This window comes from Enterobacter cloacae complex sp. ECL411 (genome assembly GCF_021869665.1).
Classification (GTDB): domain Bacteria; phylum Pseudomonadota; class Gammaproteobacteria; order Enterobacterales; family Enterobacteriaceae; genus Enterobacter; species Enterobacter intestinihominis.
In genome coordinates this window covers 2382516-2407890 of the sequence record NZ_CP091486.1, presented here as the reverse complement: position 1 = coordinate 2407890, position 25375 = coordinate 2382516, and the positions used below count along the sequence as shown (strand labels likewise).

Below are 25375 nucleotides of genomic sequence, written 5' to 3'. Positions count from 1 at the left end.
GTTAAAACTGGCGCCGTGCCACCAGCCAGGCGCCGACCACCAGCATCACTGCGCCGCAGACCGGGCCAACCAGCGCGCGCAGGGGAACGCCGTTGCTCTTGAGGATGTCCATCACCAGACCGCCAATCAGCTGGCTTGCCACCAGGACGGCAATGGTCGTTGCCGCGCCCACATTCTGATAGCCGCTAATACTGGCAAAGACAAAAAAAGACCCCAGCAGGCCGGGGATCAACGTCCACCAGCGCACCGTTGACGCCAGTTCGTTAAACCCCGCCAGGCCATTTTTCACCAGCAAAATGCTGACAAACAGCACAATCCCCACCAGCGAGTTCAGCAGCATGGCGATAAGAATGGTGGAGGTAGATTGCGTAATGCGCACCATCAGGGTGTTTTGCACCACCAGCCCAATCCCGGCGGCTACCAGAAACGCTAACGTCAACGATTGATTCATGGCAGAGCATCCGGATCGCTGCGCTCATCAAGCTGGAGCTGCATAAAGGTTAAGTCCAGCCAGCGACCGAATTTGGTTCCCACCTGCGGCATATTGCCGGTGGTAATAAAGCCAAGGGTTTCGTGCAGATGAATTGACGCCTGGTTCTGCGCCTCAATACCGGCAACCATCACGTGTTTACCGATCTGGCGGGCTTCCTTGATTAACTCCGTCATCAGCAGCCGGCCAATGCCTTTGCCCTGATGTTCGGGATGAACGTACACCGAGTGCTCCACCGTGTGGCGAAATCCGTCGAACGCTCTCCAGTCGCCAAATGAGGCGTATCCCGTCACCACTCCGTCTTCTTCACTGACCAGCACTGGATAACCCGACAGAGTACGCGCCTCAAACCATGCGATACGGTTATCGGTGTCGACAGTTTTATCATTCCAGATGGCGGCGGTGTGCAGCACCGCATGGTTATAAATTTCACCGATAGCGGCACAATCTTCTTTGCAGGCATGACGAACAATCATGGGTAACCTCTGGCTGTGGTGTTCACTATAGTAGTACGATTTACTCACAATATTACACAGTTCTTGTATTGCATCGCTACGACAAAATCCCTATTTTTTTGTCACAAAACTGCCCCGAAAAACCATCCGTACACTATAGTATGACGTCATGAATACAATGACAGACAATATGAATCAACGCATTAGCGCCCGCATACGCCTTGAACGCGAGTCGCGGGGCTGGTCATTAAGCGAACTGGCCGAACGGGCAGGTATCTCACGCGCCATGATCCACAAGATTGAACGGGGAGACAGTAGCCCAACGGCGACGCTGCTTGCGCGGTTATCCGGTGCCTTCGGTATTAGCATGTCTACGCTTATTGCGCGCGCGGAAATGCAGGAGGGCAAACTGTTACGTCTGGCGAATCAGCCCGTCTGGCGCGATCCGCAAACCCACTATTTGCGTCGCCATGTGTCGCCGCGCAGCGATATGCCTATCGACCTCGTCCAGGTGGAGCTACCCGCAGGTAGCGATGTGCCAATGCCCGCCTCCTCTTATGCGCTGGCACGACAGCTGATTTGGTTGCAGGCAGGTGAACTGGTCTTTCTGGAGGGGGATACTCGCCATGAAATGAAGGCCGGAGATTGTCTGGAACTCGGGCCGCCGAACGACTGCCGGTTTATCAACGAAACGGATGAATCGTGCCTTTATCTGGTCGTGCGGCTTAATCAGTCCGGCTCATAATGCACAGGCGATCCGCAGGATAACGTGCCAGACTTGAATGACATTTTCAGCAGTAAGGAGCGATGAATGAGTCAATCTACTACGCAAAACCGACGCTGGGTACTGGCTTCCCGTCCACACGGCGCGCCGGTTGCCGATAATTTCCGCCTGGAAGAGCAGCCGATCCCCGCGCCCGCAGAGGGGCAGGTGTTATTACGCACCGTATGGCTCTCGCTTGATCCGTACATGCGAGGCCGTATGAGCGATGCGCCATCCTATTCACCTCCGGTCGAGATTGGCGCGGTGATGGTGGGCGGCACGGTAAGCCGCGTCGAGACCTCCCGTCATCCGGATTATAAAGAGGGTGAATGGGTTCTGGGTTACAGCGGCTGGCAGGAGTATGAACTATCCGACGGGCAGGGGCTGGTGAAGTTGGGTGAAAACCCGTCGCATCCTTCATGGGCACTCGGCGTGCTGGGAATGCCGGGCTTCACCGCGTATATGGGGCTGCTCGATATCGGCCAGCCTCAGGCAGGGGAAACCCTTGTCGTGGCGGCGGCCACGGGGCCGGTCGGCGCAACGGTGGGGCAGATCGGTAAAATCAAAGGATGCCGGGTCATCGGCGTGGCTGGCGGGGAGGAGAAATGCCGTCATGCGGTCGACGTGCTCGGTTTCGATACCTGTCTGGATCACCATGCGGATGATTTTGACGAACAACTGGCTAAAGCCTGCCCGCAGGGCATTGATGTGTATTACGAAAACGTCGGCGGTAAAGTCTTTGACGCCGTGCTGCCGCTCTTGAATACCTCCGCGCGCGTGCCGGTTTGCGGACTGGTCAGCGGCTACAATGCGACCAACCTGCCGGAGGGTCCGGACCGCTTACCGCTACTGATGGGGACCATCCTGAAAAAACGCATCTGTATGCAGGGTTTTATTATCGCGCAGGACTATGGTCATCGTATTGACGAGTTCCAGCAGGAAATGGGCCGCTGGGTGCAGGAAGGCAAAATTCACTATCGCGAGCAGGTTACGGAAGGGCTGGATGCGGCGCCGGACGCCCTGATTGGCCTGCTTGAGGGGAAAAACTTCGGCAAGGTTGTGATCCGCGTGGCGGCCGACTAAACAGAGCATCGGTTATGGCGGGCAGTGTCCGCCATAATTATTTGTGAAGATACGATATATTGTCTTTAATTAATCCATAAGCTTTGCGCGCCTCGGCCCAGCTGAGCCAGAAGTGAAAAATGCAATATTATTTGAGCGATTTTAATATTACGCGCGCCCCTCATACCAGGCATGACGATACAGGATATATCTAACCGGCGATGTTTTTTTAAACAGACGCTGAAAATGGCATTTCGTTTGGCTACGGGAATTAAACATGCTTGATTTGGAACATATGGAAAAAGCACAAAGAATCAGTCTGACTTTGCAAGTAGAGAACAGTTTAAAGGGAGCATTAATTACGGGCTCATTAAAACCTGGGGCTCGACTCGTTACAAAAGAGATTGCGGATAAATTGGGCACCAGTATCACACCGGTGCGCGAAGCCCTGCTGCGCCTGGTGTCGGCGGGGGCATTACAGGCCACGCCAGCGCAGGCGTTTTTGGTGCCAGAAGTGACGCTGGAACGCTATAACGAAATTAACGCCATCAGAAAGCAGCTTGAACCGATGGCCGTTGCGGCGGCGTGCCAGAATATGACCGAGACCAAACTGGATGCGTTACGCGCGCTGTCAGATAACTTCAGTGCCGCCATGCATCAGGGCGATATACAGAAAGCGATCCATGCCAACCGCGTGTTCCGGTTCACGCTCTATCAGTATGCCGAGATGCCGACCCTTCACTCGCTGATTGAGCAGCTCTGGGTACGGATTGGTCCGTGCATTCACTATCTGCATGAAGAGTTAAGCGAGGTTCCCGCAGCGACCTATCATTATGACGATCTGCTTTCTGCGCTTGAGCAAAGGGATGTGACGGCCAGCCGGGAAGCGATCGACAAAGCCATTGATGAAGCCAATATTCTTCTGCAACGGCAATACTACAGTTAAGGATCCCTCTGGCGCACTTATTTGTTTATTTGTATCAAACGTCCTTGATAATATTCCCGGCGCATCAGGCAACCGGGAATGATGTTATTTTGCTTATTTTTTACCGGCAACGTGCGCTGCCGGAGAATGGTTTACTCAAAACGATAAGAGACCGACAGGCCCACGCCATAGTTACGACCAGGGGCAGGTTCGTAAAAGCGGTTGTAGCCAGCGTTAACAATCTCTGAACCGGCGTACTCTTTATCGAACAGGTTATCGACGCGACCAAAGACGTCCATTCCCCATTTGCCGTAGTTGAGTTTATACCCTGTATTCAGGCCCACTACGGTATAAGAGGGCGCTTTAGCGGTGTTGGTATCGTTGGCCATGACATCACTCATGTAGCGGGCATCTGCCCCTGCGTACCAGCCTTCCTCAGGCTCCCAGCCAAACGACGCATATCCCATGTTACGGGCGATCCCCGGCATCCGGTTGCCGCTACAGTCTGCATTGCTACAGACGTTGGTGCGGTAGGTGGCATCAAGATAGGTCCACGCCATCTTCAGCTTCCAGTTCTCGGCAAACTGCTGGTCGAGCGCAATTTCCACACCCTGACGGCGCGTTTTTCCCGCGTTTTTATAAGTCGTGCGACCATCCTTGCTTTCGTCCACCACGATCTCATTGTCGGTATCCGTGCGGAACAGCGCCGCCGTCAGGATGCCATTGCCGATGCGGGTTTTGCTGCCAATCTCATAGGTGTTGTTGGTGGACGGTTGCAGGTTCATATTGAGGCCACCTTTGCCATCAGAACGGTAGGAAAGTTCGTTGATGGTCGGCGTCTCAAATCCCCGTCCTGCCGCGGCATAAAGGTTCCATGCGTCGGTCACGGCGTATTTCACCGCACCTGCCGGGAGCCATTTGTGGTAGCTGGCGTCGCCGCTGTCATCACCGTTTTGCGGGGTAATGTAACGATCGTTGGAGTCAAACCAGACGGAGCTATAACGTACACCCGCCTCTAAGGACAGTTTTTGCGTTAGCTGCCACTGGGTTTGCAGGTAGGGATCCAGGTTCCACATCAGATTGCGTTCGTCACGACGTTTATTACCCTTCACGCCATAATCTGGCACGCCGTTGTCCATCACGAAGTTCTCATACCCGCGACGATTCTCGCTCATGTTTTCGTAGTTCAGCCCGGTGGTGAATGTCACCGGAACCAGCAGCTCACCGCGGTGGGTCCAGCGCGTATCAATACCCTGATAGTGACGCTGCATATCAATCACACCGCCCGAATGCGCAGGATTCTCGCGCTGAGTGGACGCCGGAATGGACTGGTACTGAGTCATTTCACGCTCCCCGGCATACATCATCACGCTGAGGTCGTCCTGTTCGCTCATCTGACGGTCGTAGCGGATCCCGGCCTGGGTCTGCTTAATGGTCTTACGCGTGTTGTACTGATCGCCACGTGGTGACTGGCGCGGGTTGTTCTGCCACTCCTGATAGCTCAGTCCGCCCGGATCGTTGGCTTTCATGTGCACGCTGTTAAAAATCAGCGTCAGCTTGCTGACATCATTAATGCGCACGCCCAGTTTCGCGTTGGCGAGGTTTTTGCGCGCGCCGCTGTGGTCGCGATAGCCATGGGTGGTGAAACGGGTAGTGGATACGGCGTAATCCACCTCGCCCGCCTGAGTACCATCACCCACCGCCCCGGTGGCCTTCATACCGTAACGCCAGGTGCCGTAGCTGCCGTAATAGCTGCTGGCTTCAATGGTGGCTGGCTGTTGTCCGGTCTGGGTGTTGATGTTGATCACGCCGCCGGAGGCATTACCGTACAGGGCCGAGAAGGGGCCGCGCAGCACGTCGACGCTCTCTATGCTGTTGAGGTCAATGTTTGATGTCTGCCCCTGGCCATCGGGCATGGTTGCCGGAATGCCGTCCACGTACATGCGGATCCCGCGTACGCCGAAGGTTGAGCGCGCGCCGAATCCGCGAACGGAAAGTTGCAGATCCTGAGCATAGTTCTGGCGGTTCTGGATTTGCAGGCCAGGTACGCTCCCAAGGGATTCAGAAAGGTTGATGCGCGGTGTGGCATGTCGCATATCCTCGCCGCTCACCACGCTGACGGCGGCCGGGGTGTCCAGTTCTGAGACGGTTTGCGGCGTGGCGCTGACGATCATGGTCTGTTCATCCGCGGCCATCGCACTCAGCGGGCCAAAAATGACGGGAACGAACAACAGGGGTAGTGATGCCTTATGGGCAGTAATAATTTTCATGGAGTAAGCCGGTTAAGAAAAATTTCGAACCAAATCAACTGGAACCTGTGTATATATGTTAAATCCTTTGTAAATGTTATGAAAACTATAACCGCACATTTCGTGAATGTAAGGTTTTGCAGGAAAGAAATACTCCACATTCAACTCATTAATGATTACTATTCTCATTAAAATAACGGCAAAGCGATGACTTTGCCCGCCGGAAGCGATGTCAGCGGTAAATATCCTCATTTAAAAAGGAATTGTTATGTCTTTACGTCATCTGTGCTCGCCGCGCCTGCGTGGGTCTCTGCTGTTGGGCTCTTTACTGTTTGCCGGTACGTTCCAGGTTCATGCCGCTGAAGAGATGCTGCGCAAAGCGGTCGGCAAGGGCGCGTATGAAATGGCCGTCAGCCAGCAGGAAAACGCGCTGTGGGTTGCGACGTCACAAAGCCGCAAAACCGATAAGGGCGGCGTGGTCTATCGTCTGGATCCGGTCACGCTGGAAGTGACGCAGGCGATTCATAACGATCTCAAGCCGTTTGGCGCCACGATCGATAACGCCACCCAGACGCTGTGGTTCGGTAACACCGTCAACAGCGCCGTGACGGCGATTGACGCCAAAACGAGCGAGGTGAAAGGGCGCCTGGTGCTGGACGATCGCAAACGTAGCGACACGGTGAAGCCGCTTCAGCCGCGCCAGCTGGTGGCCGATGACACGACCAATACGGTATACATTACCGGCATCGGCAAGGAGAGCGTGATCTGGGTTGTTGATGGCGCAACGCTGAAGCTGAAGGACACCATCACGAACACCGGCACGTTCAGCACCGGACTGGCGCTGGATGCGAAGGCAAAACGCCTGTATACCACCAATGCGGACGGTGAGCTGGTGACCATTGATACCGCGACCAACAAAATCCTCAGCCGTAAGAAAGTACAGGAAGACGGAAAAGAGCACTTCTACCTGAACCTGAGCCTGGACACTGCCGGCCAGCGTGCGTTTGTGACGGATTCAAAACAGCCTGAAGTGCTGGTGGTGAATTTGAAAGATGGCAGCGTAATGCAGAAAATCGCCGCGCCAGAATCGCTGGCCGTACTGTTTAACCCGGCGCGTAACGAAGCCTATGTGACGCACCGCGAGGCGGGCAAGGTGAGCGTGATTGACGCCAAAACTTACAAAATGACCAAAACCTTCGATACGCCGGTTTACCCGAACAGCCTGGCGCTGTCTGCGGACGGTAAAACGCTGTACGTGACGGTGAAACAGAAGTCTACCCGTCAGCAGGAAGCCACTCAGCCTGACGATGTGATTCGTATCGCGCTTTAAGGTAGGAATTACCCGGTGGCGCTGCGCTTACCGGGACTGGAAAACCATGAAATGCAGGCCGGGTAAGGCGTAGCCGCCACCCGGCTTTTTTATTAACGCGACGTCTCTTCCACCAGCGGACCATCCTGATTGTCATCTCCAGGATGAACCGGGGCGGTACTGTGGATTTCATTCACGCGTTTACGCACGCCAAACCAGCCAGCAATCAACAGCACCGCCAGCAGCGGGATTGTGGCGATGGTGTAAGTACCGTTCGGGTAGTCGAAGGCCATCAGCACCAGCACGCTCAACAGGAATAGCAGGGTAAGCCAGGAGGTTACCGGCGCGCCCGGCAGCTTGAAGCTGACGTCAGCCGCTTTCCCTTCTTTAATTGCTTTGCGCAGACGCATCTGACACACCACGATAAAGGCCCAGGAGGCGATGATGCCCAGCGCAGCGACGTTCAGCACGATCTCAAACACCTGAGACGGCACGAGATAGTTCAGGAACACGCCAAAGATATACACCACCAGCGTAGCCAGAATACCCGCGTAAGGCACCTGCTGCTTGCTCATCTTCGACATAAACTTCGGCGCAGAGCCCCCCATCGACATGGAGCGCAGGATACGGCCCGTCGAATAGAGCCCGGAGTTCAGGCTGGAGAGCGCGGCAGTCAGTACCACGATGTTCATGATGCTGCCCACGTACGGCACGCCCAGCTTAGAGAAGAAGGTCACAAACGGACTTTGCCCCGCCTGGTATGCATTCCACGGCAGCAGCAGTACCAGCAATACCACGGAGCCCACATAGAACAGACCGATACGCCAGATCACGCTGTTGATGGCTTTAGGCACCATCGTCTGCGGATCTTTACATTCACCTGCCGCCGTACCGACCAGTTCGATGGAGGCAAAGGCGAATACCACGCCCTGGACCAGAACCAGCGCTGGCAGCAGGCCGTGCGGGAAGAAACCACCGTTATCGGTAATCAGATGGAAGCCGGTGGCGTTGCCGTCCAGCGGTTTACCGGTGCCGAGGAATACGGTCCCGACCACCAGGAAGATCACAATGGCCAGCACCTTCACCAGCGCGAACCAGAACTCCATCTCGGCGAACCATTTCACGCCAATCATGTTCATGGTCCCGACGATTGCCAGCGCCCCGAGGGCGAACACCCACTGCGGCACATCGCCAAACGCGCCCCAGTAGTGCATGTACAGCGCAACGGCGGTGATATCGACGATACCGGTCATTGCCCAGTTAACGAAGTACATCCAGCCCGCGACATACGCGGCCTTTTCACCGAGAAATTCACGGGCGTAAGAGACAAAGCTACCGCTGGAAGGGCGGTGGAGCACCAGCTCGCCGAGGGCGCGAAGAATGAAGAAAGAGAAGATACCGCACACCAGATAGACCAGGGCGAGAGCGGGGCCAGCCATTTGCAGACGTGCGCCTGCACCTAAAAAAAGACCTGTACCGATAGCGCCGCCGATGGCGATCATCTGAACCTGACGGTTGCCCATCGCCTTGTGATAGCCCTCTTCATGAGAGTTCAACCAGCGACGTTTAGCAGCATGATGATCGGCTGCGCTTTTATTGCTTGTTTTCATTGAGTTACCTGTTTGCCTGTCTGAACCATTAACGTGATAGTCCTGCCTGGCAGAAGCCGAAACAAACGATTGCTTCTGCGCAGACACATGCTGCCTTTCCAGTCATTCTGTGTATGGATAAGGCAAAACATGGCGAGGCATCCTACCCGCAATTGATAAGCGACGCAAAATATAACCGTGCCGAAAGTGATGCTCGTCGAAGGAAATCGTGTGGTCAGAGCAGACTGCGATCACAACGCGCTGAATCGTGACGTTTTTTTAGGCAAAAAGGTCGGCGAATGCTGATTTAATCATCAGGTTTACTTAATAGTTACCTATAGGTAGAACTTATGGATGCCGCAGAGCTGCGATAAGTAATGAAAACGCGGAAGTGTGCTGGCGGCGGCTCGGATAATAGAGATGATAACCGGCAAAAGCCGGACACCAGGCTTCAAGCACACGCACTAACCGGCCCTCAGCAAGGGCGTCCTGAACCGCATCTTCCGGGACGTACGCCAGCCCCAGACCGTTTTCGGCGGCATCAATGCGTTGCGGCAGGCTGTTGAGGATCAATTGGCCGTCAACCCGCACGCGCAGCTCACGTCCGTCCCGTTCAAATTCCCAGGCATATAATCCGCCGCGTGTGGGCAGGCGCATATTAATGCAGCGGTGCTGATCAAGCTGCTCCGGCGTTTCCGGTACCCCGAAACGATGCAAATAGTCTGCCGACCCGACGACCGCCATGCGCATGTCCGGGGCAATACGTATCGCAATCATATCTTTCGCCACCTGCTCACCCAGACGCACCCCCGCGTCAAAGCGGCCATCGACAATATCTGTCAGCCCATCGTCCACCGTGACTTCAACGTTGATGTCAGGATACTGCGCCATAAAGGGTTTAAGCACAGGCCACAGCACGGCAGACATGGCGTGCTCCCCGGCGGTTAGGCGAATATTCCCGGCAGGTCTGTCGCGGGTATCACGCAGCGCGGTAAGTTCCTGCTCGATCTCCAGCAGATGGGGGCTTAAGCGCATGAAGAGTTGCTCGCCGGCCTCGGTAGGGGCCACGCTGCGGGTGGTGCGGGTTAACAGACGGACTTCCAGCCTCGCTTCCAGATTGCGCATCGCGTGACTGAGCGCCGACTGAGATACCCCAAGCTGCGCCGCGGCGCGGGTAAAGCTGCGCTCCCGGGCGACAACCATAAAGGAGAGCAGATCGTTGAAGTTGTCTTTTAACATGGCGGCTTATCCTATTTATGAATTGAACTCATAGTTCCTTTCTGATTATGCACTCTAATGCTCCCCATGGCTTTACGCTACTGTTAACGCAATAGCAAACGAGGAGTAGATCATGAAAATTATCCGTAGCGGTTCGCTACCTTCCGTTCATGGGCCAGAGGCCTGGTTTACCGGCAGCGTGCGCATTGACGCACCTTTCCAGGCGACTGAACCGGCAAAAGTCGGCGGCGCGACCGTCACCTTTGAACCCGGCGCACGTACCGCCTGGCATACGCATCCTCTTGGACAAACGCTGATCGTGACGCAGGGGCGCGGCTGGTTACAGGAGTGGGGGAAAGAGGCGGAACCGCTGAATCAGGGTGATATCGCCTGGATCCCACCCGGCGTGAAGCACTGGCACGGCGCAAGCGCGCAGACGGCCATGACCCATATCGCCATCGCAGAAGCTGTCGACGGGAGCCCGGTGGCATGGCTGGAGAAGGTCACCGACGAGCAGTATCCGAACGAGTAGCGGTAAGCTATAGCTGATTTCCGGCAATCCAAATGTAAATTAATTGTTTCTCAGAGGTGAAATCCGCCTTTAATAATGACGACATGTTAAGTCAAACGAGAACGCAACATGTCATGGCGAATCAGCATTCTGGATAAAAGCCCCGTCGCAGAACACGAAACAGCCGCCGATGCGCTGGCGCGAACCTTAGCACTGGCGCAACAGGCAGAAACGCTGGGTTATCACCGCTTCTGGATTGCCGAACACCACAATACCCCGCAGCTTGCCAGCCCCTCGCCGGAGCTGCTGATTGCCTGGATCCTCGGGCAAACAAAACGTATTCGCGTGGGCTCAGGCGGCGTCATGCTGCAACATTACAGCCCCTATAAAGTCGCCGAAAATTTTAACGTACTGGCCGCCATTGCGCCGGGCCGGGTTGATCTGGGCGTTGGCAAAGCGCCCGGCGGTCTGCCGCTTTCTACCCGCGCCTTGCAGTACGGCCTAAATCCGCAGGAAAAAGGCAGCTTTACTGAACAACTGACGCAGCTTGATCGCTGGATCCGCCCTGAAAATCAGTCAGCGGAGGAGGACGTTCGCGCCACGCCGCTGCCGCCGGTGCCTGCCCGAGGATTTCTGCTGGGCGCCAGTACCGAAAGCGCGCTACTGGCGGCCTCCCTCGACTGGCATTTTGTCTTTGCCGCCCATCTGAACGGTGATCCTGAGCTGCTGCGCGAGGTCGTCACAGCGTGGCGTCAACACAGCGTCCGGGAGGTGATTGTGGCCGTGCAGGTCATTGTTGCCCCAACCCAGGCTGAGGCCGATGCGCTGGCGCAGAAGGTTGAAGTGTGGGGCGTGGAGCTGGTAAACGGACAGCGCGTCACCGTGGCCAGCGAAGAACAGGCCTACGCCTTTGCGCGGCAGGCGGGGAGTGACCCGGTGCGCATCGCGCGTCGGGCGCAGTCTCTGCTGGCCGGAACGGCGGATTCGGTGCTTGAACAGCTCAACGCGCTGCATCAGCAGTGGGGAATTGACGAATTTATCATCGACACGCCGGTCGCTGATGGCGCAACGCGCGTGCAGTCACTGCGACTGCTGGCCGAGGCGCGATTTAACAGGGAGGTGACCGTATGAGCTTTAGCGAACAACTGATTGCCTGGCGCCGTGAGCTGCACCAGAACCCTGAACTCTCCGGTCAGGAGGTCGAAACAACGGCCCGCCTGTGCGAGTGGCTGACGGCAGCCGGGATTGCACCGCTGCCTTACGATCTCCAGACCGGGCTGGTTGCGGAGATCGGCATGGGCAACGCACTGATTGCGCTGCGCGCCGATATCGACGCGTTACCCATTGACGAGCGCAGCGGGGTGCCGTTTAGCTCCCGGCGCGCCGGGGTGATGCATGCCTGCGGACACGACATTCACACCAGCGTGATCCTCGGCGCCGCGCTAAAGCTGAAAGAGCGGGAAGCCTCGCTTAACGGTCGCGTGCGGATCCTGTTCCAGCCTGCGGAAGAAAATTTCGGCGGAGCGAAAAGCATGGTGCGGGCCGGGGCGTTACGCGACGTACGCGCGATTTTCGGAATGCATAACGAGCCTTCACTGCCGGTCGGCGAATTTGCCACGCGCGGCGGCCCGTTCTATGCCAACGTCGATCGCTTCGTTATTCACGTTACCGGCAAAGGCGCGCATGCCGCACGTCCCCATGAAGGCAACGACGCCATCGTGCTGGCAAGCCAGCTGGTAACCGCGCTGCAAAGCGTAGCCAGCCGTAACGTCAATACACTGGATTCGGTTGTTCTGAGCGTGACGCGCATCGCCGGGGGGAATACCTGGAATGTGCTGCCGGAAAGCGTTGAGCTGGAGGGCACGCTGCGCACGCACCGCACGGAAGTGCAGCAGAACGTGAAAGCGCGCGTCGGTGAAATCGCCGCCGGATTTGCCAGCGCTTTTAGCGCGCAGATCAACATCACCTGGTACGCCGGGCCCACCGCGCTGGTGAACGATGAGCACTGGGCCGGGTTTGCCACCTCGGTCGCGCGCGAAGCGGGATATGAAACCCGGCATGCGGAGCTGCACATGGGCGGGGAGGATTTCGCGGTCTATCTGCAAAACATACCCGGCGCGTTTGTCAGCATTGGCAGCAACAGTCCGTTTGGGTTACATCACCCGGCATTTAACCCGGACGAAGCATTAATCGAACCCGCTGCCCGCTATTTTGCTCAGCTCGCGGAAAAAGCCCTGCAACACGTTTAATTAATTTGAGGTGAATATGACTGCACATCGTCAATTGCGGCTGGGGACCATTTTGCATGGTGCATCCGGAAATATGTCTGCCTGGCGCCATCCCGCGGCGGTCGCGGATGCCAGCATTAATTTTGATTTCGTCAAAGAGACGGCTTTAAAAGCAGAAGAGGGCAAGCTCGACTTTATATTTGTGGCCGACGGTCTTTATATTAACGAGAAATCCATTCCGCATTTTTTAAACCGCTTTGAGCCGCTGACGCTGTTGTCCGCGCTGGCGAGTATCACCTCGCGCCTGGGGCTGGTCGGCACGTTATCCACCTCGTACAGCGAGCCTTTCACCGTTGCACGCCAGTTCGCCAGCCTCGATCACCTGAGCAACGGACGCGCGGGCTGGAACGTGGTGACGTCGCCGCTGGAAGGGTCAGCGAAGAACTTCTCCCGCGAAAAACACCCGGAGCATGCGCTGCGCTACCGCATTGCCGATGAGTATCTCGACGTGGTGAAAGGGCTGTGGGACTCCTGGGAAGGGGATGCCTTTATCCGCAATAAAGAGAGCGGACAGTTCTTTGATGCGTCGAAACTGCATACTCTGGATCACCACGGTGATTTCTTCCGGGTTTCTGGCCCGCTGAATATTGGCCGCACCCCGCAGGGACGTCCGATTGTCTTTCAGGCTGGTGCGTCCGACGACGGTAAAAAGCTGGCGGCAAAACATGCTGACGCGATTTTTACCCACCATGACACGCTAGAAGAAGCCCAGGCTTTTTACCGCGATGTTAAACAGCAGCTGGAAAGTCACGGCCGCCGCGCAGGGGATTTACATATATTCCAGGGCGTCAGCGTGATTGTTGGAAACGACGCCGATGACGTAGAAAACCAGTATCAAACCACGGCGGCACTGGTCTCCATTAATGATGCGCTGAATTACCTCGGACGTTATTTCGAGCATCACGACTTCAGCCAGTATTCCCTCGACGCGCTGTTCCCGGACATTGGCGATTTGGGCAAAAACAGCTTCCGCAGCACCACCGATGAAATCAAGCGTAACGCCCGTGAGCGCAACTTAACCCTGCGTCAGGTCGCGCTGGAAGCCGCATCGCCGCGCCCGCGTTTTTCCGGCACACCGGAGCAGGTGGCCGATGGTTTACAGGCCTGGTTCGAGGAGAAGGCGGCGGATGGCTTCATCATTCAGGGCGGTACGCCGGACACCTTCCCGCGCTTTGTCGACCAGGTGGTGCCCGTTTTACAGGCGCGCGGCCTGTTCCGCACCGACTATCCCGGCACCACGCTGCGCGAAAGTCTGGGCTTAGACGAGCCCAAAAATCAGTTCACACAACAATAAAAGAGAAAAACGCTATGCAGAAATCATCGCTTATTCTGGCGCTTGCGCTGGCTTTTACCCCTGCCGTCTGGGCAGAGAACGTCAATATTAACGGCACCGGCGTGAGCATTGAGGCCAATAAAACGCCGATCAATACCGCCAAAAACAGCGATGCGATCGCGCAACTGCCGAAAGACTATCGCTTTGCCGTGCCCGGGAAATTTACCGTGGCGGTGGCGGGACTGAATCAACCGCCGCTGACGGTCTTTTCCGACGACAACAAGACCCTGCTGGGAAGTGAGGTCGACATTGCGCGTCTGGTGGCGGACAGCCTTGGGCTGGAGCTGAACGTGGTTCCCACCTCCTGGGAGGACTGGCCGCTGGGGGTGGCCTCCGGGAAATACGATGCGGCTATCAGCAACATCACCGTCACCAAAGCGCGCAAAGAGAAGTTCGACTTCGCCACCTATCGCAAGGATTCACTTGGCTTCTACGTGAAATCCACCAGTCCCATCAACTCGCTTGTGAAGGCAGAGGATATCGCCGGGCTGCGCATCATCGTGGGTTCCGGCACCAACCAGGAAGCCATTCTGCTGGCATGGAACGAAGAGAACCTCAAAAAAGGGCTTAAACCCTTTACGCCGATCTACACCAAAGACGACGCGGCCCAAACGCTGGCGCTTCAGTCCGGACGCGCGGACGCCTACTTTGGCCCGAACGTGATCGGCGCCTGGAAAGCGGCGCTCAACGGTAAAACCAAACTGGTCGGCAGCGTCGACGGCGGCTGGCCGAAGGCGGCGCATATCGCGGTGACGCTGAAAAAAGGCAGCGGTCTGGTCGAACCGGTTCAAACCGCGCTGAACGGCGCGATCAAGAACGGAGATTACGACAAGGTGCTAAACCGCTGGGGGGAAGGCGTGGAGCGTATCTCCAGTTCCGAAGTTAACCCGGCGGGTCTGGGCGATTAAGGAGGCGCTATGCAGGAACAATTTCGTGACGTTTCGCCGGAAGATGCCGATCTTCAGCCCATTATCGCGGGGCTTTTCGGTGAGTACGCCGCTCGTTACGGCGACTACTTTTCAAAGGATGCGGAAGTCGAGCTGACAGAGTGGTACCTGGCGCCGCAGGGGCTGTTTATCGTCCTGGAGCGCGATGGCGAGATCATCGCCACCGGGTCGTACAAGCCCTTCGACGAACATACCGCAGAGATCAAACGTATCTGGACGAATAAAACGCTGCGCCAGCAGGGACTGGCCGCGCGCGTGGTACAGGAGCTGGAGCGCCGGGCGGTGCTGGCGGGTTACAGCCACATCTACCTGACTACGGGGTTTCGTCAGCCGGAGGCGGTGCGGCTCTATCTCAGTCAGGGGTATCAGCCGCAGTTCGATCTCAACCGCGACCCGGAAGAGTATAGCCAGCCGCCGTTCGACGGTCGGCTGCGTTTCACCAAGACGCTGATCCGCGAAGCGCTCAGCAAAACCGCATAAGGAGCGACGATGAGCAACGTTGAAACCATAAAAGTGGTCCCGGCACGTTATCCGCTGCGCGCTGCTGGCGCCGTGGTGGCGCTGTTTGTGCTGGCTGTCGTGATCCAGTCCGTGGCCTTTAATCCGCGCTGGGAGTGGGCGGTATTTGCCCGCTGGTTCTTTGACCCGGTGATCCTCGAAGGCGTCGGACAGACGCTGCTGCTGACGTTGATAAGCACCGTATTGAGCGTGGTGATTGGCGGCATGCTGGCGCTGGCTCGGCTCTCGTCATCATGGCTGTTGAGCAGCCTGGCGTGGGGCTACATCTGGCTGTTCCGATCGCTGCCGCTGATCGTGGTGCTGATTATCCTCTATAACTTCTCCTATCTCTACGACACGCTCTCTCTCGGCGTGCCTTTTACCGGCATTACCTGGGGCAGCTTTGAAACCATCAACGTTCTCGGGCAGTTTTCTACCGCCATCGTGGGGCTGACGCTGGTGCAGAGCGCCTATACGGCGGAGATCATTCGCGGGGGCTTCCTTGGGGTCGACCACGGTCAGTATGAGGCGGCCGCTGCGCTGGGTCTGCCGGCGTGGCGTCGCACCGTGCGCATAATTCTCCCCCAGGCGCTGCGCACCATCCTGCCGTCCGGGTTTAACGAAATCATCAGCCTCGCCAAAGGGACGGCGATGGTTTACGTGCTGGCGATGCCGGAACTGTTCTACACGATCCAGATGATCTACAACCGCACCCAGGAGGTGATCCCGCTGTTGATGGTGGGGGCCGTCTGGTATCTGGTGATCACCACCGTACTGTCTGCCATCCAGCATGTTATTGAGCGTGGACTCGCCCGCAGCGAGCGCCGCTCCGCCGTAAACCAGAGCCGGGCGACCAGCCGCGCGCGTTCCGTCACCACTTCGTCAGCACAGGAGCCCGTTCATGCAAGCCTCTCCTGAAGGACACATTTCCATAACCGGCGTCAGTAAGTTTTTTGGCCGACATAAAGCGCTCGATAACGTCACGCTTGAGATCCCACCGGGCTCCGTGACGGTGATCCTCGGACCCTCTGGTTCGGGAAAATCGACGCTGCTGCGCACTATTAACCATCTGGAGCGCGTAGACGAAGGCTTTATTCAGATCGACGGTGATTACATCGGCTATCGCCGTCAGGGTGACAAACTCTACGAGCTCAAAGAGAAAGAGATCCTCAAACAGCGCGTCAACGTTGGGTATGTGTTTCAGAACTTCAATCTTTTTCCGCATCTTACGGTGCTGGAAAACCTGGTTGAAGCACCCATCGCGCATAAAAGGTTCAGTAAAAAAGAGGCTATTGAAAACGCCTACAGCCTTCTGGATGTGGTAGGTCTGCGAGATAAAGCCGATGCCTGGTCGCGTCACCTCTCCGGCGGCCAACAGCAGCGCATCGCCATTGCCCGCGCGCTGGCGCTGCGCCCGCGCGTGATGCTGTTTGATGAGCCAACTTCGGCGCTGGATCCGGAGCTGGTTGGCGAAGTGCTGGACGTGATTAAAAAGCTCGCCCGCTCCGGCACTACGCTGGTGGTGGTCACCCATGAGATCGGCTTTGCACGGGAAGTGGCGGACCAGGTGGTATTTATGGTCGACGGTAAAATTGTGGAGCAGGGCAGCAGCGACGACGTGTTAAACCGACCGTCGCATCCGCGAACGCGCCAGTTCCTCTCAAAAGTGCTGTAAGGAGCGCAGATGAAATATGGACTCCTGGCGGGGCTGGTCTTCACGACAGCGAGCCACGCAAGCATTGATTTAAAGGCCAACGAACAGCCGCTGCCAGTGACGGTTGATCAACAGGCAGTGGCGAAAATCCCGGCGAACTATAAATTTGTTGAGCCGGGTACCCTCACGGTGGCGATTTCAGCCCTGAATTCTCCGCCGCTGGCGCTGCTGGCCAGTGATAACCGCACCCGTATTGGCAGCGACCCGGATATCGCCCGGTTACTGGCGGGCAGTCTGGGGCTGAAGCTGAAGCTGGTGCCAACGGCGTGGGAAGACTGGCCGCTGGGGATCACTTCCGGGCGCTATGACGTGGCGTTGGTGAATATCGCCGTCACCGAGCAACGTAAGGAGAAGTTCGATTTTGCAACCTATCGCGTCGATTCCCTGGCCTTCTCGGTGAAATCCACCAGCAACGTACAGTCGATCACCAGTGCGAAAGATCTGGCCGGTAAAAAGGTGATTGTCGGGTCAGGCACCAATCAGGAACGTATTCTGCTGGGCTGGAACGAAGAGAATAAAAAGGCCGGACGCGAGCCTGCGTTGCCGGTTTATCTGACCGACGACGCCTCAGGCAATCTCTATATTCAGTCCGGCAGGGCGGATGTCTTCTTTGGACCGCAGTCCATTTCGGCCTACAAAGCCGCGTTAACCGGCAAAACCCGCGTCGTGGGATTAGGCCCGAAGAAAGCCTATGTCGCCACCACAACCAAAAAAGGCAATGGGCTGGTGTATGCGTTGCAGGCTGCGCTGGACGGTGCGATTAAGCGCGGGGATTATCAAAAGGTGCTGGCGCGCTGGGGGGAAGCGGGCGAAGCGGTGACGTCTTCAGACGTTAATCCGCCCGGGATAACCTACTAATGGTGCTCTATACCCTAAATAATTCGAGTTGCAGGAAGGCGGCAAGGGAACGAATCCCCGGGAGCGTACATAAGTACGTGACTGGGGTGAGTGAATGCAGCCAACGCACCTGCAACTTGAAGTATGACGGGTATACACTTAGGGTTTTCATCCCTGAGGAGGCAACATGATCAAACTCTATGGCGTACCCGGCTGGGGATCGGCAATCAGTGAAGTGATGCTGACTCTGGCAGACATCCCGTATCAGTTCGTCAACGTGGACGGGTTTGACCAGCCCGGCCCGCAGCGCGAATTGCTGTTGAAACTGAACCCGCTGTGCCAGGTGCCGACGCTGGAGCTGGAAAACGGGGCGATCGTGACGGAAACCGCGGCGATCGCCCTGATGGTGCTCGACAGACGACCCGACCTCGCGCCGCCCGTTGGGCAGGCCGAGCGCCAGCAGTTTCAGCGCCTGCTCATCTGGTTTGTGGCGAACGTCTATCCCACCTTTACGTATGCAGATTACCCGGAACGCTGGGTGCCTGATGCCCCGGAACAGCTGAAGAAAAACTGTATTGAGTACCGGAAATCCCTCTATCTGTGGTTTGACAGCCAGCTCAGCGCCTCGCCTTATGCCTTTGGCCAACAGCTAACGCTGCTTGACGTCTATATTGCCGTCGTGCGTACCTGGGGGCCAGGTCATGAGTGGTTTACCACCAACGCACCTAATATCACCGCCATCGCGGATGCCGTCTGCGCGTTGCCAGAACTGCACAAGGTGCTAAAAGCTAACGACATAATCTGATAACGTGGAACGCTAACCTATAAAAGGAGCCCTGCCCATGCCTCACGTTGATATCAAATGTTTTCCACGCGATCTGACTGACGAACAAAAAACGGCCCTGGCGGCGGATATCGCCGAAACGATAGTCCGTCATCTGAACAGCAAAGATCGCTCAATTTCCGTGGCGCTTCACGAAGTCCAGGAAGCTGACTGGAAGGCGCAGGTCTGGGATACCGAGATTGGACCTAAACTGGATGAACTGATTAAGAAGCCCGGCTATTCGATGTAACTCGCCTGCCGGGTGGTGCAGTATCACCCGGCGATCCCCGCTTTTCATTCCTTTCGCAAAAATCGATAATAAACAGCACAACGTTTCCGCTACAATTCACTCCTCCGAACAATATTCGTTAAATCAGCAGGTAAGCACTACAACTGCACCAGATTAAGTACAGATAGTAAAAGGATAATTTTTTCATGACAAAATTACCTCGGTTTTCACTCGCCTTTATTCATCCTCGTTACTGGTTCAGTTGGGCAGGCATCGCCGCACTCTGGTGTACGGTCCAGCTCCCATATTCGCTTCTGTTAAAAGCAGGGCACGGACTCGGGCGTCTGGCTATGCGCATGCTTCCACGCCGCGTGGAAATCGCCAGACGAAATCTTGAGCTTTGCTTTCCGGAGATGAAAGAGGGTGAGCGCGAGCGTTTGCTTGAGCGTAATTTTGAATCGGTTGGAATGGGCGTTATCGAAACGGGCATCGCGTGGTTCTGGCCTGACTGGCGCGTGCGCAAACACTTCAGCGTAACCGGCTACGAACATATGGAACAGGCAAGGGCGCAAGGAAGGGGCGTGGTGCTCATTGGCATGCATTTTCTCACGCTGGAATTAGGCGCACGCATCTTTGGCATGCTCAACGCGGGTATTGGCGTCTATCGTCCCAACAACAATGCGTTGCTCGACTGGCTACAGACGCGCGGTCGTCTGCGTTCCAATAAAACCATGCTCGACCGTTACGATTTGAAGGGCATGATCCGCGTGCTTAAGCAAAATGAGATCCTGTGGTATGCCCCGGATCACGACTATGGAAAAACGAATAGCGTGTTTGTGCCGTTTTTTGCCGTCCCGGACGCCGCGACAACTGCCGGGAGCTATATGCTGGTGAAAAGTGCCAGACCGGCCGTGATCCCGTTTGTACCACGCAGAAAAGCAGACGGCACAGGGTATGAGCTGATTATCCTGGACGATATTAGCGATACCTTGCAGGGAGGCGATAAAGTGGCCGTAGCTACGCAGATGAACAGGGCGATTGAGCGTGCGGTGATGATGGCACCCGAGCAATATATGTGGCTGCATCGTCGCTTCAAAACGCGTCCTGAAGGGCAACCGGACTGGTATGCGCGAAAAAAACAGGTCCAGTCCTCAGTCAGAACTTTCTCTGCCAGCGATATGTCGGATCGGTCGAGTATCCAGCAGTAACACAGGGGGCGGATGCCGTTGCGCTCCGCCCTTTATAAAATCTGCGCCGCTGGATAGAATTACCGCATCCACCTTGTCGGGATGCAAAATATGACCGGAAGAGTCGACTATCACCTTGAAAAATATCTCCTCACCGAAGTCGCCGAGCCAGAACGTCTGACCCGCCAGTGGGCAGAAGTGATGCGCGAGTGTCGCGAGCAAAAATCCGGTGCGGAAGAGCGTTTGCGTCTCGCGCTGCTGAATGTGGATTATGTGACCAGCTTTGAGCTTCCCTTCCGGTTACTCCTCACCCGCGCCCCGCAGTTGATTGATGGGATCAGAAATGAGTTCCAGCTCAGTCAAAAAAATGTCCTGTTCAACGGCAAGCGGTTTGGCTGCGTTTACAGCCTTAAACAGGACCTGGAAAGCGTTCCTGACGAATTTACCTATCACCTGAAAACGCGGATCCAGCGAAGCGACAGCACTGGCGGAAGTGAAGTACCTTACCGGCAAATTGCACAGCAGGTGAAAGCGCCCAGGGAACGACTCAAACTGGCACTCGAAAATGGACTATCTGTAACGGCGCTCGACGGGCTTTTCTGGTTTGGCATTCAGCGCATCGCGGCCGATGTGCAGAGGCTAAGAAAAACGGGCACGAGGATTGTGACGTCAGAGACTGAGGTGTTTGATACGCTAACGATGACAACCCGGCGGATCCCTGTCTACAGCCTGACGCAGCCGGAATGAGCCTCGGTCGCTGAATCGTCGAGCGTCTCAGAGAAAACAAAAAAAGACGGTAAGCTCTTTCTCAGATATACCGTGCTTCAGCAACGCTTTCATTGACATTATGCCCCTTAGAAAGAGGGGCGTTTCACGCGATGGCATTGCTACTCAGCAAATGCCCGCAATGCCTCGCCATCAAGACGATAGCGTACCCATTCGGACTGCGGTACCGCGCCGATGCTCAGATAAAAATCAATTGCAGACTGGTTCCAGTCAAGCACGCTCCATTCCAGCCGGCCGCAGTGACGTTCCACTGCGCATTGCGCGATATTTTTAAGCAGTGCTTTTCCCGCACCCTTGCTGCGGTATTCCGGGGAGACATACAAATCTTCCATATAGATGCCGTTGCGACCAAGCCAGGTGGAATAGCTGGTGAAAAAAACGGCATACCCCACAGCATGGCCTGCATATTCGGCAACCAGCGCTTCGGTTTTACTGTCTGCACCAAACAGCGTTTTACGGATTTCGTCCGGCGTGGTGACCACTTCTTCTGGCGCTTTTTCATAGACTGCGAGTTCGTAAATCATATCGTATATTGCCGCTGCATCTTCAGGTCGCGCCTGACGAATCGTAATGCTCATTCCTTTCCCTTTATCTTTGTTTGTAGTTGATGGGGATAAGCATAAAGGCTAATGTCAGAAGAATTAAGTGCAATGAAATCAATAAATGATGAATATTATGCATCCGGCCTTAAGGCGCCTTGATTTAAACCTTCTGCCGGTTTTTGACGCGATTTATCGCCACAGTTCCGTTCGACTTGCGGCAGATGAGCTGGCGATGAGCACCTCGGCGCTCAGCCATGCCCTGTCACGGCTGCGTGTTTCGCTCAACGACCCGCTGTTCTACCGGGAAGGACATCGAATGTGTCCCAGCGTCTATGCCACCCAGCTTGCGCCAGTTATTGCATCGGCCCTGAAATATCTCGACCAGGAGCTGTCGCCGCAGCCGGAATTTGATCCTGCTGTCAGTACAGCGTGTTTGCAGATCGCGATAACGGACTTTACCGCGTTCTGCATATTCCCTGCGCTCATGAATACGCTTCAACATGCGGCGCCTGGTTTGCGTCTGGAATTACGATATTTGCCGCACAGCCCGGCATTGACGGAATTACTGGCAGGAGAGGTGGATCTGGCCCTGGGATTCAGCACCATTGAGGATCGCCGGTACCCGGAGCTGGAAGAGATCAGCTGGTTCGAAGATGAATATGTGGTGATTAGCAATGCGAGCCGGAGCGCGCTCACGCTGGAGGATTATCTCGCCGCCCGGCATCTTGTGGTTACGCCGTGGAATGAGAAGCAGGGGGTGCTGGATTTGCAACTGGAACGCATGGGTTATACCCGACACATTGCGATCAAAACCCCGTCTATGCTCAGCGCCCCGTTTGTTATTGCAGAAAGCGATCTGCTGATGGCGTTACCTCGATTCGCCGCTGAAAAGCTGCTGCCAGCTACCCGTATTAAAATTTTTGATTTACCGTTCCACATCAGTCCGTTTGAAGTAAAAATTTATTCGCACAAGCGCAGCGGGAAACGAGGCGTCACGAACTGGCTCAAAGCTACGCTGCGCGCGCTGGCCGAAGGGCAATAGTCAGAGCGCTTATGATTTCGACTGTAACAGGATCGCCATCAGCCCCGGAAAGCGGGCGTCCAGATCTTCTCTTCTCAGTGAAATCATATTCTCGCGCCCCTGCGGGCGCTGCCAGATCACGCCGCTGTCGCGCAGTACACGCCAGTGGTGAGTCATGGTTGATTTCACCACCTCGTCCGGGCGCAGCGCGTTGCAGCTCAGCTCACTGCCGTCGGCCAGCCGTCGAATAATCGCCAGCCGCAGCGGATTGCCGAGGGCGAACAGCACATTTTCCAGCAGTATTTGTTCAGGTTCCGGGTGGTTTGGGATCATCGTTTTCCTGCGTCTCGCGTGAGATTGAGCTATATCAACAATAGGTCAACCGTTAAAAAATAGTTCGATAATACTCGTACAATAGGACTATTATAACAAACGAACAAACACGCGACTATCCTGGTCGTCACAAACCCGTCATGAAGACGTAAGGAAATATCATGCCCCGACCCATTCCACTCGAACGTTATCGCAACATCGGTATCTCCGCGCATATCGATGCGGGCAAAACAACCACCACTGAGCGCATCCTGTTTTACACCGGGATGAGCCACAAGCTGGGTGAAGTACACGATGGCGCGGCAACCACCGACTGGATGGCGCAGGAGCAGGAGCGCGGGATCACCATTACGTCGGCGGCGGTGAGCTGTTTTTGGCCCGGCATGGACAGAGGCTTTGAACCGCACCGCATCAATATTATCGACACCCCCGGGCATGTGGATTTCACCATTGAGGTGGAACGTTCCATGCGTGTGCTCGACGGCGCGGTGATGGTTTATGACTCCGTCGGCGGCGTGCAGCCGCAGTCGGAAACCGTCTGGCGTCAGGCGAATAAATATCACGTCCCGCGTCTGGCATTCGTCAACAAAATGGACCGCCCGGGTGCGGATTTCTTCCGCGTGGTGCGGATGATGCAGGAGCGGCTGAAAGCTAATCCGGTCCCGATTGTGATCCCCGTGGGCGCAGAGGAACACTTCACCGGCGTGGTTGATCTCATCAAGATGCGCACCATTCTTTGGGATGATGCGACCCAGGGCATGGCGTTCACCTACGCGCCGGTGCCCGACGATCTGCTGAGCACCGCGCAGACGTGGCGAGAAAAAATGGTCTCGTCTGCGGCAGAAGCCAGCGATGAGCTTATGGATAAGTACCTTGAGACGGGTGAACTGGATGAAGCGGAAATCATCAAAGGGCTACGGATCCGGACGATCTCCGGTGAAATACAGCCCATGCTGTGCGGCAGCGCTTTCAAGAACAAGGGGGTGCAGCGCATGCTCGACGCGGTGATTGAATTGATGCCGTCTCCACTGGACGTGCCCGCTATCGATGGGGTAGACGAAGACGGACAGCACGCCGAGCGCCACCCAAGCGATGATGAACCATTTTCTGCGCTGGCCTTCAAGCTGATGAGCGATCCGTACGTCGGACAGTTGACCTTTATTCGCGTCTATTCCGGCATACTGCGCAAAGGCGACGCGGTTTATAACCCGGTAAAGGGCAAAAAAGAGCGAATCGGGCGCATCGTGCTGATGCATGCCAACGACCGCCATGAGGTGGACGAGCTGCGCACAGGGGATATCGCAGCCTGTGTCGGGCTGAAAGACGTCACCACCGGTGACACGCTGACCGACCCGAATGCGTTGATCACCCTTGAACGGATGGAGTTCCCGGACCCGGTTATTTCGCTGGCGATTGAGCCGAAAACCAAGGCCGATCAGGAGAAAATGGGGATCGCCCTACAGCGCCTGGCGGCGGAGGATCCGTCTTTCCGCCTGCACACGGACGAAGAGTCCGGTCAGACCATTATCTCCGGGATGGGCGAACTGCATCTCGAAATCATCGTTGACCGCATGAAGCGTGAGTTTGGCGTTGAGGCAAACATTGGTCGTCCACAGGTCACCTACCGTGAAACCCTGCGTAAAGCGGTGAAGGATATTGAAGGTAAATTTGTCCGACAGTCCGCGGGAAAGGGCAGTACGGTCATGTGGTCCTGAGTCTGGAGCCGTTAGCAGCCGGAAGTGGTTTTGTGTTTGAAGATGCCACCAAAGGCGGGGTAGTGCCGCGGGAGTACATCCCGTCGGTGGAAAAAGGCTTGCGAGAAGCCATGAATACGGGTGTGCTGGCGGGCTATCCGGTTGTCGATGTGAAAGCGACCCTGACGTTTGGTTCCTACCATGACGTTGACTCCTCGGAGATGGCCTTCCGCATGGCGGCGATCCTCGGCTTCAAAGAGGGCGCGCGGCGGGCGGATCCGGTTATTCTTGAGCCGGTGATGCACGTTGAGGTGGAAACGCCGGAAGAGTATGCCGGGAACATTATGGGCGATCTCTCCTCCCGCCGCGGCATGGTGCAGGGGATGGCAGAGCAGTACGGCAGCCAGATTATTCGCGCTGACGTCCCGCTGGCTGAAATGTTTGGCTACGCCACCACGCTGCGCTCGATGTCCCAGGGGCGCGCGACGTATACGATGGAGTTCCATCATTTTGCGGAAGCTCCGCGGAATGTGGCGGATGAGATTATTGCGAAGCGCGTGAAGAGCTAATTA

The 25375-nt window shown here is 56.1% G+C and carries 23 protein-coding genes and 2 pseudogenes; 18 read left to right on the top strand and 7 right to left on the bottom strand.

The features are described from left to right. Position 1: 1 nt before the first annotated feature. Positions 2 to 451, bottom strand: coding sequence for a DMT family transporter (locus tag L3069_RS11485; RefSeq protein ID WP_032624186.1), 450 nt, complete (start codon positions 449 to 451; stop codon positions 2 to 4). After that, positions 448 to 966: a GNAT family N-acetyltransferase gene (locus L3069_RS11480; protein WP_023306282.1), complete on the bottom strand. Its 519-nt coding sequence runs from the start codon at positions 964 to 966 to the stop codon at positions 448 to 450. Before L3069_RS11480 ends, L3069_RS11485 begins: the two co-directional genes overlap by 4 nt. 148 nt (positions 967 to 1114) lie before the next feature. Between L3069_RS11480 and L3069_RS11475 the strand changes: the two genes are divergently transcribed. From L3069_RS11475 to L3069_RS11465, 3 genes are all read left to right on the top strand, one after another. Further along, on the top strand, positions 1115 to 1690 hold the full coding sequence (locus L3069_RS11475; RefSeq protein WP_017382277.1) for a helix-turn-helix domain-containing protein: 576 nt from the start codon (positions 1115 to 1117) through the stop codon (positions 1688 to 1690). 66 nt (positions 1691 to 1756) lie between these two features. Further along, on the top strand, positions 1757 to 2791 hold the full coding sequence (locus L3069_RS11470; RefSeq protein ID WP_063135836.1) for an NADP-dependent oxidoreductase: 1035 nt from the start codon (positions 1757 to 1759) through the stop codon (positions 2789 to 2791). 256 nt (positions 2792 to 3047) lie between these two features. Then, positions 3048 to 3716, top strand: coding sequence for a GntR family transcriptional regulator (locus L3069_RS11465; RefSeq protein WP_038416119.1), 669 nt, complete (start codon positions 3048 to 3050; stop codon positions 3714 to 3716). 131 nt (positions 3717 to 3847) lie between these two features. On the opposite strand, the gene pqqU is transcribed toward L3069_RS11465, so the two are convergent. Next, a complete protein-coding gene (pqqU, locus tag L3069_RS11460) occupies positions 3848 to 5965 on the bottom strand; it encodes a TonB-dependent receptor PqqU (protein ID WP_038416118.1) in 2118 nt (705 codons plus the stop codon). A 247-nt stretch (positions 5966 to 6212) separates the two neighbouring features. Here pqqU and L3069_RS11455 point away from each other — a divergent pair, with 247 nt between their 5' ends. Beyond that, entirely contained in the window at positions 6213 to 7274 is a 1062-nt protein-coding gene (locus tag L3069_RS11455) for a YncE family protein (protein WP_038416117.1), read from the top strand. A gap of 92 nt (positions 7275 to 7366) precedes the next feature. Here the strand turns inward: L3069_RS11455 and ansP are convergent, their stop codons facing one another. Together ansP and L3069_RS11445 are read right to left on the bottom strand one after the other, a co-directional pair. Beyond that, the gene (gene ansP, locus L3069_RS11450) at positions 7367 to 8863 is read right to left on the bottom strand and encodes an L-asparagine permease (RefSeq protein WP_038416116.1); all 1497 of its coding nucleotides are present in this window, start codon (positions 8861 to 8863) and stop codon (positions 7367 to 7369) included. Between the two features lie 327 nt (positions 8864 to 9190). After that, complete coding sequence (locus L3069_RS11445) at positions 9191 to 10081, bottom strand: LysR family transcriptional regulator (protein WP_022648234.1); 891 nt, start codon at positions 10079 to 10081, stop codon at positions 9191 to 9193. A gap of 112 nt (positions 10082 to 10193) precedes the next feature. On the opposite strand from L3069_RS11445, the gene L3069_RS11440 reads away from it, so the two are divergent. The 12 genes and pseudogenes from L3069_RS11440 (at position 10194) to L3069_RS11385 (ending at position 21174) form a co-directional block, all read left to right on the top strand. Further along, positions 10194 to 10592: a cupin domain-containing protein gene (locus L3069_RS11440; RefSeq protein ID WP_022648233.1), complete on the top strand. Its 399-nt coding sequence runs from the start codon at positions 10194 to 10196 to the stop codon at positions 10590 to 10592. Positions 10593 to 10700: 108 nt separating this feature from the next. Beyond that, positions 10701 to 11702, top strand: a complete 1002-nt coding sequence (locus L3069_RS11435; protein ID WP_023306275.1) for an MsnO8 family LLM class oxidoreductase — start codon at positions 10701 to 10703, stop codon at positions 11700 to 11702. Next, positions 11699 to 12820 carry an amidohydrolase gene (locus L3069_RS11430; protein WP_038416115.1) on the top strand — a complete coding sequence of 374 codons (1122 nt, stop codon included), beginning with the start codon at positions 11699 to 11701 and terminating at the stop codon, positions 12818 to 12820. The genes L3069_RS11435 and L3069_RS11430 overlap by 4 nt, the downstream gene beginning before the upstream one ends. A 16-nt stretch (positions 12821 to 12836) precedes the next feature. After that, a pseudogene (locus L3069_RS11425) lies at positions 12837 to 15100 on the top strand (NtaA/DmoA family FMN-dependent monooxygenase). Positions 15101 to 15109: 9 nt separating this feature from the next. Further along, the gene (locus L3069_RS11420) at positions 15110 to 15619 is read left to right on the top strand and encodes a GNAT family N-acetyltransferase (RefSeq protein ID WP_038416113.1); all 510 of its coding nucleotides are present in this window, start codon (positions 15110 to 15112) and stop codon (positions 15617 to 15619) included. Positions 15620 to 15628: 9 nt separating this feature from the next. Then, positions 15629 to 16555: an amino acid ABC transporter permease gene (locus tag L3069_RS11415; protein WP_022648227.1), complete on the top strand. Its 927-nt coding sequence runs from the start codon at positions 15629 to 15631 to the stop codon at positions 16553 to 16555. Next, positions 16539 to 17312, top strand: coding sequence for an amino acid ABC transporter ATP-binding protein (locus L3069_RS11410; RefSeq protein WP_100167649.1), 774 nt, complete (start codon positions 16539 to 16541; stop codon positions 17310 to 17312). The genes L3069_RS11415 and L3069_RS11410 overlap by 17 nt, the downstream gene beginning before the upstream one ends. Before the next feature lie 9 nt (positions 17313 to 17321). Continuing rightward, positions 17322 to 18209 carry a transporter substrate-binding domain-containing protein gene (locus L3069_RS11405; protein WP_038416112.1) on the top strand — a complete coding sequence of 296 codons (888 nt, stop codon included), beginning with the start codon at positions 17322 to 17324 and terminating at the stop codon, positions 18207 to 18209. Positions 18210 to 18375: 166 nt separating this feature from the next. Then, complete coding sequence (locus L3069_RS11400; protein WP_022648224.1) at positions 18376 to 18993, top strand: glutathione S-transferase family protein; 618 nt, start codon at positions 18376 to 18378, stop codon at positions 18991 to 18993. 37 nt (positions 18994 to 19030) lie between these two features. Then, positions 19031 to 19261, top strand: coding sequence for a tautomerase PptA (pptA, locus tag L3069_RS11395; protein ID WP_022648223.1), 231 nt, complete (start codon positions 19031 to 19033; stop codon positions 19259 to 19261). A 185-nt stretch (positions 19262 to 19446) separates the two neighbouring features. Beyond that, positions 19447 to 20448 carry a Kdo(2)-lipid IV(A) acyltransferase gene (locus L3069_RS11390; RefSeq protein ID WP_038416110.1) on the top strand — a complete coding sequence of 334 codons (1002 nt, stop codon included), beginning with the start codon at positions 19447 to 19449 and terminating at the stop codon, positions 20446 to 20448. 90 nt (positions 20449 to 20538) lie between these two features. Further along, positions 20539 to 21174: a helix-turn-helix domain-containing protein gene (locus L3069_RS11385; protein ID WP_032624847.1), complete on the top strand. Its 636-nt coding sequence runs from the start codon at positions 20539 to 20541 to the stop codon at positions 21172 to 21174. A 140-nt stretch (positions 21175 to 21314) separates the two neighbouring features. On the opposite strand, the gene L3069_RS11380 is transcribed toward L3069_RS11385, so the two are convergent. After that, entirely contained in the window at positions 21315 to 21791 is a 477-nt protein-coding gene (locus tag L3069_RS11380) for a GNAT family N-acetyltransferase (RefSeq protein WP_022648220.1), read from the bottom strand. Between the two features lie 85 nt (positions 21792 to 21876). Here L3069_RS11380 and L3069_RS11375 point away from each other — a divergent pair, with 85 nt between their 5' ends. Next, positions 21877 to 22797: a LysR family transcriptional regulator gene (locus L3069_RS11375; protein WP_038416109.1), complete on the top strand. Its 921-nt coding sequence runs from the start codon at positions 21877 to 21879 to the stop codon at positions 22795 to 22797. 9 nt (positions 22798 to 22806) lie between these two features. Here the strand turns inward: L3069_RS11375 and L3069_RS11370 are convergent, their stop codons facing one another. Beyond that, positions 22807 to 23109, bottom strand: coding sequence for a helix-turn-helix transcriptional regulator (locus L3069_RS11370; protein ID WP_022648218.1), 303 nt, complete (start codon positions 23107 to 23109; stop codon positions 22807 to 22809). 161 nt (positions 23110 to 23270) lie between these two features. On the opposite strand from L3069_RS11370, the pseudogene fusA reads away from it, so the two are divergent. Beyond that, positions 23271 to 25372 (top strand): annotated as a pseudogene (fusA, locus tag L3069_RS11365) (elongation factor G). The last annotated feature ends 3 nt before the right edge of the window (positions 25373 to 25375 follow it).

Excerpts from the sequence above, each read along its gene's own strand:
- L3069_RS11485 (WP_032624186.1), bottom strand. The coding sequence starts at position 451 with ATGAATCAATCGTTGACGTTAGCGTTTCTGGTAGCCGCCGGGATTGGG.
- L3069_RS11480 (WP_023306282.1), bottom strand. The coding sequence starts at position 966 with ATGATTGTTCGTCATGCCTGCAAAGAAGATTGTGCCGCTATCGGTGAA.
- L3069_RS11475 (WP_017382277.1), top strand. The coding sequence starts at position 1,115 with ATGAATACAATGACAGACAATATGAATCAACGCATTAGCGCCCGCATA.
- L3069_RS11470 (WP_063135836.1), top strand. The coding sequence starts at position 1,757 with ATGAGTCAATCTACTACGCAAAACCGACGCTGGGTACTGGCTTCCCGT.
- L3069_RS11465 (WP_038416119.1), top strand. The coding sequence starts at position 3,048 with ATGCTTGATTTGGAACATATGGAAAAAGCACAAAGAATCAGTCTGACT.
- pqqU (WP_038416118.1), bottom strand. The coding sequence starts at position 5,965 with ATGAAAATTATTACTGCCCATAAGGCATCACTACCCCTGTTGTTCGTT.
- L3069_RS11455 (WP_038416117.1), top strand. The coding sequence starts at position 6,213 with ATGTCTTTACGTCATCTGTGCTCGCCGCGCCTGCGTGGGTCTCTGCTG.
- ansP (WP_038416116.1), bottom strand. The coding sequence starts at position 8,863 with ATGAAAACAAGCAATAAAAGCGCAGCCGATCATCATGCTGCTAAACGT.
- L3069_RS11445 (WP_022648234.1), bottom strand. The coding sequence starts at position 10,081 with ATGTTAAAAGACAACTTCAACGATCTGCTCTCCTTTATGGTTGTCGCC.
- L3069_RS11440 (WP_022648233.1), top strand. The coding sequence starts at position 10,194 with ATGAAAATTATCCGTAGCGGTTCGCTACCTTCCGTTCATGGGCCAGAG.
- L3069_RS11435 (WP_023306275.1), top strand. The coding sequence starts at position 10,701 with ATGTCATGGCGAATCAGCATTCTGGATAAAAGCCCCGTCGCAGAACAC.
- L3069_RS11430 (WP_038416115.1), top strand. The coding sequence starts at position 11,699 with ATGAGCTTTAGCGAACAACTGATTGCCTGGCGCCGTGAGCTGCACCAG.
- L3069_RS11420 (WP_038416113.1), top strand. The coding sequence starts at position 15,110 with ATGCAGGAACAATTTCGTGACGTTTCGCCGGAAGATGCCGATCTTCAG.
- L3069_RS11415 (WP_022648227.1), top strand. The coding sequence starts at position 15,629 with ATGAGCAACGTTGAAACCATAAAAGTGGTCCCGGCACGTTATCCGCTG.
- L3069_RS11410 (WP_100167649.1), top strand. The coding sequence starts at position 16,539 with ATGCAAGCCTCTCCTGAAGGACACATTTCCATAACCGGCGTCAGTAAG.
- L3069_RS11405 (WP_038416112.1), top strand. The coding sequence starts at position 17,322 with ATGAAATATGGACTCCTGGCGGGGCTGGTCTTCACGACAGCGAGCCAC.
- L3069_RS11400 (WP_022648224.1), top strand. The coding sequence starts at position 18,376 with ATGATCAAACTCTATGGCGTACCCGGCTGGGGATCGGCAATCAGTGAA.
- pptA (WP_022648223.1), top strand. The coding sequence starts at position 19,031 with ATGCCTCACGTTGATATCAAATGTTTTCCACGCGATCTGACTGACGAA.
- L3069_RS11390 (WP_038416110.1), top strand. The coding sequence starts at position 19,447 with ATGACAAAATTACCTCGGTTTTCACTCGCCTTTATTCATCCTCGTTAC.
- L3069_RS11385 (WP_032624847.1), top strand. The coding sequence starts at position 20,539 with ATGACCGGAAGAGTCGACTATCACCTTGAAAAATATCTCCTCACCGAA.
- L3069_RS11380 (WP_022648220.1), bottom strand. The coding sequence starts at position 21,791 with ATGAGCATTACGATTCGTCAGGCGCGACCTGAAGATGCAGCGGCAATA.
- L3069_RS11375 (WP_038416109.1), top strand. The coding sequence starts at position 21,877 with ATGATGAATATTATGCATCCGGCCTTAAGGCGCCTTGATTTAAACCTT.
- L3069_RS11370 (WP_022648218.1), bottom strand. The coding sequence starts at position 23,109 with ATGATCCCAAACCACCCGGAACCTGAACAAATACTGCTGGAAAATGTG.